The sequence below is a fragment of the Flectobacillus sp. BAB-3569 genome (assembly GCF_002270355.1).
In the GTDB taxonomy this organism is placed as follows: domain Bacteria; phylum Bacteroidota; class Bacteroidia; order Cytophagales; family Spirosomataceae; genus Flectobacillus; species Flectobacillus roseus.
Genome location: NZ_NJFZ01000032.1, coordinates 38,000 through 55,332, shown reverse-complemented (window position 1 = coordinate 55,332; position 17,333 = coordinate 38,000). Strand labels below are relative to the sequence as shown.

Here is a 17,333-nt window from a genome sequence, read left to right as displayed (position 1 = left end):
TAACGTTTTCCTACTTATTTGACATTAGGCTTGCACTTTCTTTGTCCCAGTTTACTTAGAATTTAAAATACCCGCCTACGATTGGTGATGGTATAAATGCCGCTGTACCAAAAGTAAAAGCCTTCTCTACTCGATTAGTTGGCGCATCTACATAAGGTTTGTAATCCAATGTAATGTAAGCAGTTGTGCCACCTGTTCGTGGTTTGAAGGTATAATAACTCGATGATTGATAGCCATTATACGCATCCAAATCGGCATTACTAAAATTACGAGCCATCGAAGAGGCGGAGATATTTAACGTCAAACTTCGACTTGTTCCTTGCACGTTGATATTTGCGAAAACAGAACCAAAACCTAAGGAAACGTTTTTCCAATTCCCTAAACTTGTATTCAGTGCTTGACGAGTTTTAACCATATTCTCTCCAAAATTCTTGACTGCATAAAAGTCATGATACGCCACTTGGTCAACTTTAAAGGCAAAAGAATACATGCGGGTAGGCTCGTCTTCTAATGGGAAGAAAGTCAATGAAGGTCCAATAATATCGTCCATTCTTAGCGCTGAGCTAATCATACTGATATTACCCAGCGTTGCTTTCACACCACCCGAAGTCGTAGGTTGATTTGAAGCTGGCTGATTGACAGTAGTTTGTAATCCATTCAATGAGGTATTCAAATTAACCGACCCAATAGATCCAACTTGCCCTAGAATTGACTGACGTTGGGTAGTTACCGCTAAATCTGGCGTGCCTACACCGACGATTTTTCTTAGTTCTTGAACACCGTAATAGATACCTACTTGTTTAGCTCCAAAATTCACCAAAGGCGTGTACACTTCGTTTTGAATATAGGTATCAAAACTTACCACACCAGCTTTCATCGGACTTGACACATTTAATAGGGCAGGCTGATTTTTACCATTACGAGTATAACCATACAACTCAGCATCGTCAAAATTCTCGGCAGTTCCATTAGTTGGCTTTATATCCATGACTAAATAATCCGCTGATTGGACATTATTCGTATTGCGATATTCGGCTCTTTCAAAATTTACGGCTGACAGTTTTTCATTGATAGTACTGTACTTACTAGTTTTGAAAACGATATCATAAATTACCTTAGATTTCGGAATCGAAGAAGACGAAGTTGCTGAACGATTCAAGGCATTTTTGTTGATATAGAAAAAATCCTCTTGGCTTCTTAAAAATGCTGAGGCTTTAGCCACCGTAACCTTTTCTTTTACCATGCGCTAGCCAAAAGTTGCTGATTAAGATTGATGGCTGAGCCTACAGCACTTTGATAAATTCTACGGATTTCGACACGGTAGGTTTTATCATTTTGCAAATTGTTCGGAATATCAAATTTCACCTGATTTTGTTTGTCGTAATACACTGCTGTAGTGAGTGTATCGCCACCATCCTTCGGAATATATACCGCCTTGTAGATATATTTTCCTGACAACAAAGCACTAAATTTTGAATCGCTACCATCTACAGCACTGCGAAAGGCCTCATCAGGAATTTGCCCTTCGATGACTCCTTGTGGCAATTGATTTTTCAGGAAGTAATTTTGTCCTTCTAATGGCCAAGTATAGTTTACGTTGCTAAACTTGATATAATCAGGTTGTTTGGAGGTTGAAAACTCTACCGTTTTTTCTTCTGAACGATTAGCGTTATCACCCTTTCCTCCTACTTCTTCGATACCCAATGAAATACTAAACTTATGTTTGGAAGTTGAAGCAAAATGTTTGTTTTTCGACAAAATCAATTGTTGATTATCATTCACCCATTCAGGTGCTTGAAAGCCATCGAATGTGGTCAAACGACCGCCATTTTTGCTATCTTCATATGTAAGTTTGTATTCCTTAAGTTTAAAACGGAAGGTTTTAACAGTATTATCAGGCATGGCCAATTCATAATCTTGTCCGATACTTGTGTTGAACGTTACAGTAATTGGCGCATCGGTTTCAACCGCATTTTCTCCATTGGCAGGAGATATATCCCCAATGATTTCGATACCATCCAAACCATTATCCTTGTTGTTGGTAGGCGTACATTGTTCTCCAAAAGCCAAATCAAAACCTGTATTTATTTTGATTAAACCCAACACATTTCCTTGAACTTTTACCCTTCCACTCATCCACATCGGATTAGGAATCCCTCCTTTGAGTATTGCTCCAGCGGTCACTTCGCATATTTTGAAACGTCCTGCAGCAAACCAAGAATCTAAATCAATATAGGCACCTCCATTGAGGTAAGCATACATTTGAGCATTGGCATACCAGCCATTCCAGCCCAAGGCTTGTCCACCTTGTTCGCATTCGATTCCATATTCTAAGGCAGCATCAAAGCCTAAAATTGCAGAAGCATTTACAGATAGAATAGCTACCGTAGCGTCAAAGCTACCTTGTAGTTGTCCACCTACCAAAATAGAGAATTTTGGCACAGAGGTAACTCGTCCGTCTTCGTCGGTACTCACATTCGTTTTGGAGGCTACCTTACTATATTGAGCATTACGATACTGATCGGCAGCGGCGTTGGCACCACCCATAAAGTTACTTACCTCAGCAGGCAATTCTGGCAAACCACCTAAGTCATTGCCCATTGCTATATAGAATTTGGCTCCCAAATGCGCTTTTACCACTGGAAGATTTAAGTCCAAAATATTGAAAGCAATACGTTTTTGCGTATCGAGAGGGTCACCCAATTTGATATGCCAATTTTGTGGATCGAAATGTACACGCAAAGGCACTTGAACATTGGTTCCTAAGATGCCAGCCGTAATATCTGCGTTAACATCATAAATACCTGGCGCCAAATAATTGAAAGCGACCGAGCCTTTCACCAAAGTTGTTGGGTCATCAGGAGTGCCATCTTTACTGATAATATTGACAGAGCCCGTAGCGTTAAAATTGTTCAATGCTCCATTAGCAAAACCAGCTTCAAGCCCCACCGAAGCGGTCAATAAGCGGGCATCTGCCACAGACATATACACACGAGCTTTGAGTCCCCAAGCACCTTTTTGTGGTGAATACACTAGCCCTGACTTGGTCACTCCAGGGGCATTGTTCAGCTCCATTTTTTCGGCATCTGAGAGTGGCTTATTGGCAATTTTAGCATCTACAGTTCCTTCTTGTTTCATGTTAAAATACAAGCCTCCACCAAAACCTGTCAAGGTAAGTGGTGGCACTAATACAAAGCCAGGGTTTGCCACCACTGAAGCATCCATATAACCGTAATAGTAGTCATTGGTATTTCCAAAAATGATATTAGATTCGACCGTTGCCAAATTCGGAATTTTCACTTTTCCCCATCCACTTAAGCCTGTTCCATATTTTGCATCATCATAATAAAATTTCAGTTCACCTTTTACATTAGCAGGCCCAAATTGTCCATCAATCGTAAATCGAGAAGGATAGACTCCTTTGAAAGAAGGGGTTAATTTTCCATTTATAAAATCTAATCTACCCAATACTTGTACAGTACCTGAGGCATTTGCCAAGCTGGCGTCGTCGCCACCTACCATGACTTTTACCCCAAATTCAAAGCCTAAGCCGATATTATTTTTCACAAATTTTGGCGGAATCAATTGAATAGGAAAGCCTCCCATTTTTGATTCTTTACCTCCATTAGCCACAGCTGAAGTCATGATTATATCCTCGTGAGGACCGCCTTTTACATCCTTATTGGCTGGGTCTTTTTCATGCTCCCCTGCGAGTCCTCCTTCCAGATACCATTCACCTGTTTGAAGATATATCCCACTTCCAGCAATTTCGTCGCCACCCAAGGCTTTAAAAGTTGAAAGAGAGAAATTCTCAAAAGTCAGGTCAGGCACGACCATATTCAGAGGTGGTTTTGAATCTAAGGTTAAAGTACCATTGAGAGAAAATAAAAACTCAGGGTCTTTATCCTTTATCAAGCCTATCACAAAAACTGAGTTGGGGGCTATTTTCATATTAGCCATAAACACTGGCACGTTGTATCCTTGTGGTTTGGGTTTCACCAAGATTTTGAGCGAATCCAAACCATTGCGAAGATTACAAGTATAATCTAGCACATCCGAACTAATAGGCAATTGTATTTTACCCACCATATTGCCACGTATCAAGGCATTTTTGACAATCAATACCTCAAAAGAATCAACCGAAAAGGCTAATTTTCCCATTTTGCCAGTGGTATAATCCAACAATGGATAACGTGAAGGCGTAAAACGTGCCGTAAGTCCGTCGCTATCAAAAACCATATTGGATGCCGCAAAGCTGAGTCGATTATTGCCTCCGCCGCCTAGTGATTTTGGCAATAGTACATCAACTCGTTGCAAGTACAAACCTTTGAAGGTATTCCCTCTTTCTCCATCGTATTCGGCTGGTGGGTTAAAATTAGGAGGATTACGAAAATCAGAATGGTCATAAAACGCATCTAAACCTTTTACCGAGATACCTCCGGCATCTTTTAATCCAAATGTTGGAACAGTGACAGTAGCAACCCAGTCATTCCATTTATTAAAATCAAATTTGAGTTGCGTAATCACATCTCCGGGTAGCGTATTGCCATTGTCGTCATTCAATTCCAACACATTTTTCCCTAGATTCAAATCTGCCTCTACGTGTACATGACGAACCGAATCTTCGTCGAGAATGGCATACGTACCATCGTTTTGTGGATAGTGGCTTTGCTTAAACGTGATTGGCGTGTAGGGAGCTTTAAAATCTTTGACTAAATAAAGGACTGCATTTTTGGGAAAAAGCTTGTCGGGCAACATACACATTTCGGTGGCGGCCATCGACAAAAAGGAATTATCCTCTGGCATTTTGACATTTAACAATGCTCCCATTTCAGCACCGTCTGGTGCAATCGTGAAATAATTAATACCTATCAAACCAGCGCCAGTACTATAGCCAATAGGCAGGGAAACAGCCATTTGTCCTTTAAGGTCATTCCAAAGTTTACTGGTTAGCAAATTGGTGTAGGTTTTGAGGTAGTCTACACTTATATTTTTGTAGGTCGATAAATCGGGAGGAGTAATGCCAGGCATTTGAAAACCTTCATCGCTTCCATTTGCCAAACCAGAAATAGCTTGATTGGCTGCATTAATTTTCAGTTTGGAAAACTTGACTTTCAATGGAACATAATTCCAAGTAATTCGCCCGTTCCCCGACCAGCCATCTGGCGAATCTATTGCTTGGTCAATCGTCATGTCAAAATTGCCTATTTTGATAGTTTTGCCTGTCAAGTCAGTCTGTTTTACAGCTATCAAATCGGCTGGAAATTTGGCATTTTTACACTTTACAATACTGCTGTTTGCCGCTAACATTTCGCCTTGTGCACCAACTCTAAACGTGCAAACTTCACTTTTTCCATCATTTTGTAAAAAGATTTTTTCGTTAGCGTCTTTCGCGACCACCATCCAAGCATATAGTCCATTGGCGAGCTCGGGGTAATTGGCACCAAAAATGAGATTGGGAGCGACCAAATCCTTCTCTGAATATGGATTTCCTACATTTCTATTGATAGCATTATTAATGGCGTCGTTGGGATTTTGTCCCTCTGGCACTCTAACAAGATAAAAATCATAGTTAATCTGTGCGCCAGCAATATTGCCTACGCAAGGAGTCCAGTTAAAAACGATATTTTGTGGATTGGTCGATTGAATTGGTGTAACGGGGTCACATACAGGCATAGTCAGGCGCGGTGGCTCGATATACGTGATGGGTATCATAATACATCCACGGGGTTCATTGCCGTTCAATATCGCAGGTCGCTGATTGTAGGGCGCCACCTTAATACAGAATTCGTAAAAGCCCTGAGGAATTAAACCACTAATCAAGGATTTGGGGTCGATGCCCGTAATGTCGATGTTACTTTCAGTAAAAAAGTTTTGACTCGAACCAAAAATCTCCACCTCCACAGGCACTCCATTGCCAGGGAGTGTTATCGGCGAGGAAGGCTGATAAGAATCTTTGGTTACGGCACGCACGCCGTTGTTTTGTCCTTTTATTTCTCCCAAAAGCTTTACGTCTACTGGATTGGGGGTTGTATTCGTCAAAATCACTCTCAAGGAATTGTTTGCACCGTCGGGTGCATAATCCTTGAGTCTTGGGCTATAGGGTGGGGGAAAAATCGTTTGAACGTTGATTCCACTAAGGGTTTGACAAAAAGAGTCAAACCCTACTCCCATCAATAAGCTCAGAAAAAGAAAAAGTTTTTTCATGGCGTTGAATGATTTAAAAGTTGAGAGAGTAACCTGCTTGGGTATAAACTTCTGTAAAATTTCTTGCTTCAAATTTGAGATCCTTGTTGTAGAGCAATGCTGCACTCAACGAAAGTTGTTGTTTGCTCGATAGTCTGATACGTCCGTTCCATCGGGCATTGAATGTATAACCGTTGGCATTTTCTTTATAATAGTTTTGGTTGTAATTGACATTCAAGCTATTAGAGAATGACTTCAAGTTTTTGGAAATATTCAAACTTGCCCCCATCGACTGTGTGTTTCCGTATGACAAAAAGTTTTTGATAAAAATCCCGCCTGGACTTATCGTAATTTTCTGTTTCATATTGTTTCTCAGATAGTTGAAAGACAAAAAGAGGTTATTAAACTCTAATAACTGTTTGGAAACAGTATTGTAATCGCTGGAGTTTTGGTAACTCGACATTAGGTTTATCGAATGACTTACCACCCTGTCGCCCCAAGAAAAACGAGGTGCTACCACCAAGCTTTGATTGACCTGCTGGATTTTGAGGGTATCAATAATTCTATCAGGATTATTCTGGAAAGTACCATAATTCGAATAGGTCATCAACATCCCAAATTTGGTGGAGGGTTGCACTGACAAATTGAGCGATCCGATGTTGCGGGTGGTTTGAGTAGCCTTGGTTTTACTAACGTTATCTTGCTGTATACCATAACTACCACTCAGATTTACTCGACCTTGCCAAAAAGAAAAAGAAGGAGAAAAGAGAATTTCTTGTACATCATTGTTGAAAAAATACGCACCCATCGACTTATAATCTGTCGAAATCAAACGGTATTGTACTTGTAAGGATGCAAAGCGTGAACTAAACCTCAAACTACTATTGGCGGCATAACCCACCTGAGTGCTTCGTTTTAGTAAAAATAGTTTTTTCAAAAAATCACTATCAAGCGATATGGTTCCAGTCAAATCTTTGGCATTTACATCGGAGGTATAACCACTTACCCCAACATCGGACGACCAAGTTATTTTTTTAAAAAAGTCAATTGAGAAACAATGCCGAGTGTAGTGTTTTCGGCGGGAGTGATACCCTCGGCTATTGGGATTTTGATAGAATTTTCTTCGTCCCATGCTTTGGTATAAATCAAGTCGATGAAGTTTTGTGAAGACCCCACTCCTACTTTTACGGCATACCCCATGCGTCTGAAGCTAGAGGGTAAAGACGAAAAGGTATTACGAGTTGTATCTCGCAAACTTGCTTGTTGAAAGCGTCCATACATGGCAGAAAAGCGAAATTTGCCAGGATTCAGGTCGATACCTGCTCCAAAAAACATTCGCCCAGCCAATGTGTAATTGGAATAGCTAAGGTTACGATACCCCAAGTGTAGTCTCGCCCATTTGTAAGATGGACTCATTCCAAACTGTTGGAACGGCCCCGAAAAGGACTGACTTTGTTGGTTAATCAAGAAAAAGAATGGCATTTGAATACCATAAAGCGAAATAACAGGACTGGCAGAAATAGTCCAAGAAAAAGGGTCGAGACGTTGCCTGCCTTCAAGATTTGAATAAGTATTAAAACCTAAATTCAAACCTCCTGAAACAGTGACAGGCTTTTGTCCCTTTAGACCACCCAAATCTTGCGCTAATAGCGGAATCTGCCAAAAGCATAGTAGTATGAAAAGTTTATTCATGAGTAGGGCAAGGAAAATGTTTACCCAAAATAAGAGGGTTTATTTGCCTTTATCTATGCCCTTTTTTAGTCATTGAACAAGCGGACAATTGCCTGTATTTCAAACAATTAAGTAATTTTAAAAATGATTATTCCTTTGTTTTAAATAGGACGTAACCCTTTTTACACATTGTTAGGTGATGATTTCGATTTTTGAAGTTGAAAACTTAAGAAAAAAGGGAGTCCAAGACGAAGTCTTGAACTAGGCGAATTACACACTGTTTTGTTATTTTAGTACTTTTTTGAAGTTGATGACTTGGGAAAAATAAGTCCGAACCTAAGTAGTAAACTAGGCTTATTTTTAGTTTTTATGTTAATATCAGCATTAAAACAGATAAGAATGTGTAGATTTGACACAATATTTACAAAATTCAAATTAATCTATTAAGCCCCAATTAATAAAGCGTCATGCTTTTTGAACTCAATTATGAAAAAAGTACTATTTATCGTTGCGATGCTTCTGCAAATTTCAAGCTTCGCTCAGGAAAATGTAAGCATTCTTAGTCCCGACAAACAACTGAAGGTTAGTTTGGCAGTTACAGAAGGCAAAGCGAATTATTCTGTTACTTATCAAGGTATTAAGGTGTTGGAAAACTCTCCATTGGGACTTGCCACGAGTATCGGAGACTTCAGCAAATCTTTGACTTTTGTCAAAAAAGAAGAAAAACAAATCGACAAGACTTACCAACAAAGTAGAATCAAAAAATCCAATATTCACTATGTTGCCAACCAAGTGGTTTGTACTTTTTCAAATGCTGATAAAAAACTTTTAGAAATTACTTTTCAGGTAAGCAACAACGATATTGCCTTTCGCTATGGACTTTTTCCATATAAAGAAACTGCCAACTGTATTGTCGAAAAAGAACTAACAGGTTTTAGTTTTCCTTCAAACACTACTACTTTTTTAACCCCACAAGCACCTGCAGGAAGTGGCTGGATGCGTACCAAACCAAGTTATGAAGAAGAGTACGAAGCAGATGCAGCACTCAATCAAAACTCCAAATATCGTTTGGGATATACCTTCCCTGCCTTGTTCCATGTGGGTAAAGAAGCTTGGGCTTTGGTTTCGGAAACAGGTGTAACAGGTGCCTATTGTGGTTCAAAATTGAGTGAATCCAATAATGGCACGTTTACTATTTCATTTCCAGAAAAAGACGAAAATAACGGTCATGGAAGTGCCGAACCAGCAATGGCTTTGCCAGCTACAACACCTTGGCGTACCATCACTGTGGGAACAAGTTTGAAACCGATTGTGGAGACAACCATTCCTTTTGATGTAGTTGATCCACTATATGCACCTTCACAGGAATATAAAGCAGGACGTGCCACTTGGAGCTGGATTATGTGGCAAGATGACAGTATGGTCTACGATGACCAAATTACGTTTATTGATTTGGCTCAAAAATTAGGATATGAATATATTTTGATGGATGCACTTTGGGACAAAAATGTCGGATATGAACGCATGGAAGCATTGATTAAATATGCTCATTCTAAAAAGGTAGATGTGTTTTTGTGGTATAATTCCAACGGTGCTTGGAACAACGCCCCTCAAGGTCCGAAAAACTGCATGAATAATGCTATTGCTCGTAAAAAAGAAATGAAGTGGCTAAAAGCTCAAGGCGTAAAAGGCTTGAAAGTGGATTTCTTTGGAGGTGACAAACAGGAAACTATCCAGCTTTATGAAGAAATCTTAAGCGATGCCAACGAATATGGTTTGATGATTATTTTCCATGGTTGTACGCTTCCTCGCGGTTGGGAAAGAATGTACCCTAACTATGTGAGCAGTGAGGCAGTTTTGGCATCTGAAAACTTGATTTTCAATCAGCATTTTGATGATAATGAAGCATTTAATGCGTCTCTGCATCCGTTTATCAGAAATACTGTCGGAAGTATGGATTTTGGAGGGACTTTACTCAACAAACGTCTCAACAGAAATAATAATGGAGGAAGAACTCGTAAAACAACGGATATTTTTCAATTAGCGACCGCGGTTTTATTCCAAACAACCGTACAGAACTTTGCACTCACGCCAAACAATTTGACGGATGTTCCAAGTTTTGAAATTGATTTTATGAAAAAAGTGCCAACTACTTGGGACGAAACCGTTTTTGTGGATGGTTACCCAGGAAAATATTGCGTATTGGCGCGTCGTCATGGCAATGAGTGGTATTTGGTGGGTGTCAATGCTGAAAAAACTGCGCTAAAAATCAATGTAAAATTACCCATGTTTGCAGGAAAAACCGTTGCAGAATATAGTGATGACGAGAAAAGAAATCCAACTTTTAAATCTACGAAAGTGGCAAACTCTGGAGAAGCGACCCTTGTAATTCAACCAGAAGGTGGTATTATTTGGGTAAAATAAAGGGGATTCGATTTCGGATTTCGGATTTCGGATGTTGGATTTGTGCCCTTGTCGGAGTTTTCTCCGACAAACTTGCGTCAGCAACAATTTTGATTCTTACCTAGTCTGGGGCTTAGACTCGGATTAGGTAAGATTTCAGTTTTTCGCCCTTGTCGGAGTTTTCTCCGACAAACTTGCGTCAGCAACAATTTTGATTCTTACCTAGTCTGGGGCTTAGACTCGGATTAGGTAAGATTTCAGTTTATAAACTGTTAACAAAATAAGTCCAAGACTAAGTCATGAACTAGTTTAGCCTCTATGTAAGGTAATCACTCATTGACAATCTTCTCACGAATTGCCTTTGCCACGGCTTCGGTGCCACATTGAACTTGAAGTTTGAAATAGATATTTTTGAGATGACGACGTACGGTTTCTATCGAAATAGAACATTCGTGAGCAATCATTTTATAGGAATAGCCTTTGGTCAAATACTCTAGCACCTCTTTCTCGCGCTCAGTCAAATGATACGAATTTTGGGTAGGTGCAGGTTTTCTAAAAGTCTGCAAAATACGTTTGGCAATACCTGGCGACATCGGAGCACCACCTTCAAAAAGCTGTTTTATAGCGCCAAATAGCATACTTGGTGAATCTTTTTTCAGGATATAACCATCTGCACCGTAGCTCAAACAAGCAAATAGTCGATCATCATCTTCAAAAACGGTATGCATGATTACTTTCATATTAGGGTATTTCTCTTTCACCAACTTCACTCCAGTAATTCCATCTATTACAGGCATATCTATATCCATTATGAGCATATCTGGTGACTCAGACTGGATATGCCGTAAAATATCTTCACAGTTGTGATGCTTCCCTACCACCAGAAACTCCTCCGCAGAATTTATCAGTAATTCGAGTAATTCTCGAAGTTTAGGGTTATCTTCATATATTGCTATTCGGTTCATTAATTTGGATTGGCTGTAGGATATGATATGTAAAATTTAGTGAAGACCTGTCAATCAATTTTGATACTGCAAAACAACAGAATAAATAGATCGTTGTAAATAACCTTTTTGGGTCAGTTGCCTTATTAATACTATGCAAACGTATAAACACATCATTTTTGATTTTGATGGCACTATTGCCAATTCTGTCCCAATTTTTCTGAAAATCTACAATGAATTGGCTACAGAAAAAAACTTTAAGCTTATTTCAGCAGAAACTATTCCTCAAATTAGACATTTATCTTATCTAAAGCGAGCCGAATATCTGGGAATTCCGCTCTATCAAATCCCTTTTATTATTCCTGTACTATACAAAAAATACAAGCAAAACATTCAGTTTCTTCAAGCCTATGACGGAATTTTTGATTTTTTAACAACGCTTCAACAGCAGGGTTTCACACTAGACATTGTGTCTTCTAATAGCAAAGAAAATATCCTTCAATTTCTTGACAATCAAAACTTTACCCACTTCAAAAACATCTATTGCTCAGAAAATTTTATGGGCAAAGATAAGGTTTTGAAAAAGCTACTCAAAGCTACTGAATACCCCTTGCGTGAGTGTTTGTACATAGGCGACGAGAACAGAGATATTGAAGCTTGTATGAAAATTAGTATGGATTGCGCATGGGTTAACTGGGGATATGAAGATGAGTTGCAACCACAGCTACAATATTATCCAAAAGGGCACTTCAAAACTCATGAGGAACTACAGAGATTTATTTGTAAAAAAGCCTAATCACTTAATCATTCCTTTGTGAAAATTGTTATTTGGCAAAGTATTTGCGAAAGAAAAAGTACGCGTTGTCACCTTTTTTCTTTCAGTAAACCTGATTTTTAAACGCTTAATCTAATAACATCCAAGCTTTTGATACGCTTATGAAATTAGACGCAAATCAGATTGATGATTGGGAATGGGAAATCAAACCGTCGGTTGGATGGTTCGATTTTAGTTTCAAAAAAATATTGAATCATACTGATTTGATTTGGAGTCTTACCAAAAGGGACTTACAAAGTAGTCATAAACAAACCGTTTTGGGTAACTTTTGGCTAATTTTCCAGCCACTTATCACAACGATTGTATATACGCTCGTTTTTGCCAATATCATTAAAGTTTCTACAGATGGAATGCCCCCGTTGTTGTTTTACCTGACAGGTAATATGCTTTGGAGCTTTTTTGCGGATAGTATGTTTGGTTCACTGTACACTTTCAGGACCAATGCTCATATTTTATCAAAAGTATACTTTCCAAGAATCATTCTACCCTTGAGTAGCGTATTAGTCCAAGCTTACAAACTCGGTGTAAACCTTCTATTCTTTATCGTTGCCGTTTTATTTTATCAGTTTTTTACGAATTGGGAAGTATCCTTTAATTTGAACCTAATAGCAATTCCTTTTCTTCTTGCATTTGTAGCATTATATGCATTGGCGCTGGGTTCATTTTCTTTTATTCTTACCACCAAATACAAGGATTTAGAAAATATTATCCAGTTGGTAATGAGACTATATATGTTTGTTACGCCAGTGTTTTACCCTGTTTCATTAGTTTCGAAAGAGTTATCTTGGGCGTTTTGGTTTAACCCCTTAACGGCTATTTTCGAAAGTTTCAGAGCATGTTATTCGTTAAGTGAGTTTTGGACTATGGAACTCTATATTTCGCTAGGTTCAATAACGGTATTTAGTATGATTGCCTTGCTCATCTTCAGAAAGTTTGAAAGTAAATTCATAGAAGTACTCTAATGGCCAAACCTGTGATTGAATTTGACCATATTTCAAAATCATTTGAAATTGGTAAACTCGGAAGCGAAACGTTACGTCAAGACCTGATTAAATATTGGAAACAACTAACTCAAAAAGCTAGTCTAAATCCATCCAATGATACTTTTTGGGCATTACAGGATATCTCCTTTAGCGTAAATGAAGGCGAGGTTATTGGTATTATTGGTAGAAACGGTTCAGGGAAATCAACTCTCATGAAAATCCTTTCGAGGGTTTTACTCCCGACTACAGGACTTATTCGTGGTAAAGGAAAGATATCAAGTATTTTAGAAGTCGGAACTGGATTTCATGGAGAGCTCACTGGACTTGAAAATATATTTCTCAATGCTCAGATTTTGGGAATGAAAAAGCATGAAGTAACTCAAAAGCTTGATAAAATCATTGCATTTTCTGGAATCGAAGAGTTTATCAATACACCTGTGAAGCGTTATTCGAGTGGAATGTATGTGAGATTAGCCTTTTCGGTAGCGGCACATCTCGATGCCGATATTTTGATTTTAGATGAGGTATTAGCAGTAGGTGACGCAGATTTCCAGAAAAAATGCCTTGTAAAAATGCGGGAATTAGCCTCTAATGAAGGTAAAACAGCGTTAATAATCAGTCATGATATGCAAGCGTTGAGGCAACTTTGTAACCAAATTGCCTATCTGGAAAAAGGTAAACTCAAAGAGTTTGGAGCACCTACTCCAACGATTGCCAAATATTTATATCAGGAAAAAATCGAGTTCTTGGGTCAAGTTTATATTTCACCAGATGAAGCCCCAGGAAATCAATATTTAAGAGTGAAGAAAGTATCTATTACTCCCTCGGAGCGGGTCAACCAAATTATTTATCGAAACGCAACTTTAAGTTTTGAACTTGAATATTGGAACCTTATTCCTGATATTTCAATAATGGTCAGATTATTTGTGTTCAGTTTCTCAGGCGAATGTTTGATACAAATTGACACGCCTCTTAAAAACTTGGGAGTAAATACCCTTCACTGCGTCACAGGAACAATTCCAAGTAATTATTTAGGGGCAGGCTCGTATTATTTCTCCGTCTATTTTCTCGATGCTGACGAACACAAAGTTTTAGGTTTTGATACCTGTCTTTCCATTGATTTGGCTGGCAAGGAGTCTATTATTCTAGGAGACATACCTCAAGCTCATGTATCCTCTATTTTAAAACTTCAATATATTTAAACCCCATTTAATATCTCGAAGGTGTTATGAGTAAAACCGCTTATTCTTCACGTAAAATACATCATTGTCACCTAGAGGAAGGTATTCCAGCTCTCCCAAACGGAGAAGCGGCCTACTATCTTTTTTGGTACAATAATATTCCAATGGGGCATCTTTGGCTAGATAGCATTTACCCAAAAGATCTAACAGAATGGGAGAGTTTTATTATAAACTCGTTGAAACAAGCATGGTCTTTCTATTTTAAGCCGCTCAATGTGTCCGAAAAACATCAACTTTTACGTGCATTTAAGGACAACCCAACCTATCTAAACGAGCAATTTTCTAGTAATTATAAAAAAATATTTCAACGTCCTACTCCTACTACTTCATTACCAAGTATATCTGTTGTGATTTGTACGAGGAATAGAACCTCCGCGCTCAGAGAATGTCTTACCAGACTTTTTCTTTCCACGGAAAAAAACTTCGAAATAGTAGTAGTAGATAATGCGCCATCAGATAGTGGAACGGCGGAGTTAATTAAAAAGGAGTTTCCCTCAGTAACTTATGTATTAGAACCCCGTAAAGGGTTAGATATTGCCAGAAATACGGGAGCACTTACAGCAAAAGCTGAGATTCTAGCCTACACCGACGATGATGTAATTGTTACCCCAGAATGGGTTTCTCAAATCAGACAAAGCTTTGAAGATCCACTTACGATGTCGGTCACAGGACTGGTTATACCGTATAGATTAGACACCGAGGCTCAATGTTTTTTTGAGAGATTTTGGGGATTCAACAAAGGTCATCAACCACTTATTTTTGATAAGGCCTATTTTGCTAAACATCTACCTGTGGGAGTACCTGCTTGGGATGTTGGAGCTGGGGCGAATATGGCATTTAGGAAAACAGTATTTGAAAAAGTAGGATATTTTGATGAAAGATTGGATGTAGGTGCCTCTGGTTGTAGTGGTGACTCAGAATACTGGTATCGGATTATGGCAGAAGGTTTTACCTGTAGATATTTTCCTCATATTTATGTTTATCATCAACATCGTGAGTCGTGGAATGATTTAAAAAAGCAGATATTTGCCTACATGAGAGGGAATGTAAGTTCTGTATTGGTGCAATACCAGAAATATCATCATCAAGGAGAATTGTACAGACTTAGAAAAAGCTTACCACTCTACTATCTTAAACGAATTAAATTTGCTATTTTACATCCAAAATCAAGACATAACAAGTTCATTTTAGAAGAAATAAAAGGATGTTTTTCTGGTTGGAAATTTTTCCTAAAACATAAAGATTCTCCTTTTTATCCAGAAATTTGAACTGTAATGCTACACAGATTTTCAAAAAACTAGTGGGTACGCAAAATATAATTGAATTTTTGAGCTTACGGCTTTGAGCTTTCGGCAAAAATATATCTATCGTTACTAAAAACAATTTAAGACTCTTTGCCTTGTGCCTGTTGCCTTATGCCTTCAACAAAAAACTTAATTCTTATTTTGCACGATTACCTAGGTATTCGGCTACAAGTCGTTAGTGAAATAGTTTATGGTGTTGCTTAAGAAGTCATAATTACATTTTGTCTGCTACCAACGGCTGAACGCCAAAAGCCCAATAATGCATGAATATTGTGCATTATTCCTTGATTCAACTCTTCTTGCTATACATTCTTATAAATTTCGGCATTTCTGAATTGCCATATTTCCTTATTGTTTAATATATCATCTAGTTTAATATTATGTCTCTTTACAACGTTAGAACTCCTGATTCGCCTCCCAAAATTGAGGCAATTAGTATTGATAAAAGGCCGTTGATATCTGTTATGATCCCTGCCTATAATTGTTATGCGTATGTCGAGCAGACCCTAAAAAGCGTCATACATCAAGTTCAGGACTTCTCTGATTTTCAAATAGAAATTATCGATGACCACAGCACAGATGGCGACCTTGGTGCTATTGTAGAGAAATACAGTCATTTGAATATCGGTTACTTTCGTCAGGAAAAAAATGTGGGTAGCCTCAGAAACTTTGAGACCTGTATCAATCGTGCTAAAGGTCACTGGATTCATATCTTACATGGTGATGATATGGTGAAAGAGGGATTTTATCATGAGATTTTTGAGTTGATTCGGTCTTATCCGAAGGTCGGTGCAGTGTTCACTGATTATATCTATATGAATGAAAAAAATGAAGAACTATATGCCTTACCTCCCTTGCATCATGAATCAGGAATTCTGCATAATTGGTTTGAAAGAATCTCAAAAGGGCAGCGAGTACAGCCCCCCGCAATTGTTGTAAAACGCTCGGTATATGAAGATTTGGGTAGTTTTTTTGCCGTACACTATGGCGAAGATTGGGAAATGTGGGTAAGAATTGCCTCCAAATACGATTTTGCCTATACCCCAAAATACCTTGCCCTATATCGACTCCATCAGAATAATATCACAAGTCGTTCCTTTTTATCAAACGATGATATCAAAAGCATCCTGAAGGTTATAGACATTATTCAGCACTATTGGCCAACAGACAAAAGAAAGGAGCTTAAGCAAGAGGCTTTAAAAAATTTCTCACAATACTTTGCCAAAATTTCCGATAAAATTTATCATGATTATCGTAGTCCTCAAGCAGCTCACAAACATGCTTGGCAAAGCTTTTTAATGCATCAAAATCAGATTACGCTCAAATACTTCGTAAAAAATACCATCAAACGCATAATTAGGTACAGAATTTAATGGTAGAATATTGAGCGAGTGAGTGATTCCATTTGTAGAAGTATTTAGGCTTTGAGATATCAGCTTTCAGCGATGGGCTTTGGAAAAAGCAGGTCTTTGGTTATTAAACTCTTTGCCTAGAGCCTGCTGTCTAAGCATTTTAAATCTTCTTTTGGACTAATACTTAACTAACCTAATAGCATCAAAAACATGAATAAACCCCAATTTCTAGGGTTGGGATTATTCTACAAGTTTTTATCAAAAAAGCGGTCGAAAAATAAATTTTTGACCGCTTTTTTGATGCTACTATGCTAGATATGAACGGCTTAAGATGCCATCATTGCATCTTTACTGATGTATCACATAATCGCTCAATTAGAGATGCTCCCTCTTTTCCTGACACAGATACAGCAT

The 17,333-nt window shown here is 38.4% G+C and carries 11 protein-coding genes; 6 read left to right on the top strand and 5 right to left on the bottom strand.

Annotated elements, in window-relative coordinates:
• Nucleotides 1–55: 55 nt before the first annotated feature.
• The 4 genes from BWI92_RS23060 to BWI92_RS23045 are packed head-to-tail and all read right to left on the bottom strand — an operon-like array spanning nt 56 to nt 7,878.
• Nucleotides 56–1,243 (bottom strand): hypothetical protein, encoded by a 1,188-nt coding sequence (locus BWI92_RS23060; protein ID WP_095167259.1) that lies wholly within the window; start codon nt 1,241–1,243, stop codon nt 56–58.
• On the bottom strand, nt 1,237–6,207 hold the full coding sequence (locus BWI92_RS23055) for a hypothetical protein (RefSeq protein WP_141234892.1): 4,971 nt from the start codon (nt 6,205–6,207) through the stop codon (nt 1,237–1,239). The genes BWI92_RS23060 and BWI92_RS23055 overlap by 7 nt, the downstream gene beginning before the upstream one ends.
• A 13-nt stretch (nt 6,208–6,220) precedes the next feature.
• On the bottom strand, nt 6,221–7,318 hold the full coding sequence (locus tag BWI92_RS23050) for a hypothetical protein (RefSeq protein ID WP_141234891.1): 1,098 nt from the start codon (nt 7,316–7,318) through the stop codon (nt 6,221–6,223).
• The gene (locus BWI92_RS23045; protein WP_095167253.1) at nt 7,213–7,878 is read right to left on the bottom strand and encodes a hypothetical protein; all 666 of its coding nucleotides are present in this window, start codon (nt 7,876–7,878) and stop codon (nt 7,213–7,215) included. The genes BWI92_RS23050 and BWI92_RS23045 overlap by 106 nt, the downstream gene beginning before the upstream one ends.
• Nucleotides 7,879–8,343: 465 nt before the next feature.
• Between BWI92_RS23045 and BWI92_RS23040 the strand changes: the two genes are divergently transcribed.
• On the top strand, nt 8,344–10,281 hold the full coding sequence (locus tag BWI92_RS23040; RefSeq protein ID WP_095167251.1) for a glycoside hydrolase family 97 protein: 1,938 nt from the start codon (nt 8,344–8,346) through the stop codon (nt 10,279–10,281).
• 308 nt (nt 10,282–10,589) lie between these two features.
• Here the strand turns inward: BWI92_RS23040 and BWI92_RS23035 are convergent, their stop codons facing one another.
• Nucleotides 10,590–11,225 (bottom strand): response regulator transcription factor, encoded by a 636-nt coding sequence (locus BWI92_RS23035; protein WP_095167248.1) that lies wholly within the window; start codon nt 11,223–11,225, stop codon nt 10,590–10,592.
• Nucleotides 11,226–11,358: 133 nt separating this feature from the next.
• Here BWI92_RS23035 and BWI92_RS23030 point away from each other — a divergent pair, with 133 nt between their 5' ends.
• From BWI92_RS23030 to BWI92_RS23010, 5 genes are all read left to right on the top strand, one after another.
• A complete protein-coding gene (locus BWI92_RS23030; RefSeq protein WP_095167246.1) occupies nt 11,359–12,000 on the top strand; it encodes an HAD hydrolase-like protein in 642 nt (213 codons plus the stop codon).
• A gap of 140 nt (nt 12,001–12,140) precedes the next feature.
• Nucleotides 12,141–13,001, top strand: coding sequence for an ABC transporter permease (locus tag BWI92_RS23025; protein ID WP_095167244.1), 861 nt, complete (start codon nt 12,141–12,143; stop codon nt 12,999–13,001).
• A gap of 11 nt (nt 13,002–13,012) precedes the next feature.
• Nucleotides 13,013–14,224: a polysaccharide ABC transporter ATP-binding protein gene (locus BWI92_RS23020; RefSeq protein ID WP_176464514.1), complete on the top strand. Its 1,212-nt coding sequence runs from the start codon at nt 13,013–13,015 to the stop codon at nt 14,222–14,224.
• A 26-nt stretch (nt 14,225–14,250) separates the two neighbouring features.
• Nucleotides 14,251–15,531, top strand: coding sequence for a glycosyltransferase family 2 protein (locus BWI92_RS23015; protein WP_095167240.1), 1,281 nt, complete (start codon nt 14,251–14,253; stop codon nt 15,529–15,531).
• 416 nt (nt 15,532–15,947) lie between these two features.
• Nucleotides 15,948–16,940, top strand: a complete 993-nt coding sequence (locus BWI92_RS23010; protein ID WP_095167238.1) for a glycosyltransferase — start codon at nt 15,948–15,950, stop codon at nt 16,938–16,940.
• Nucleotides 16,941–17,333: the final 393 nt, after the last annotated feature.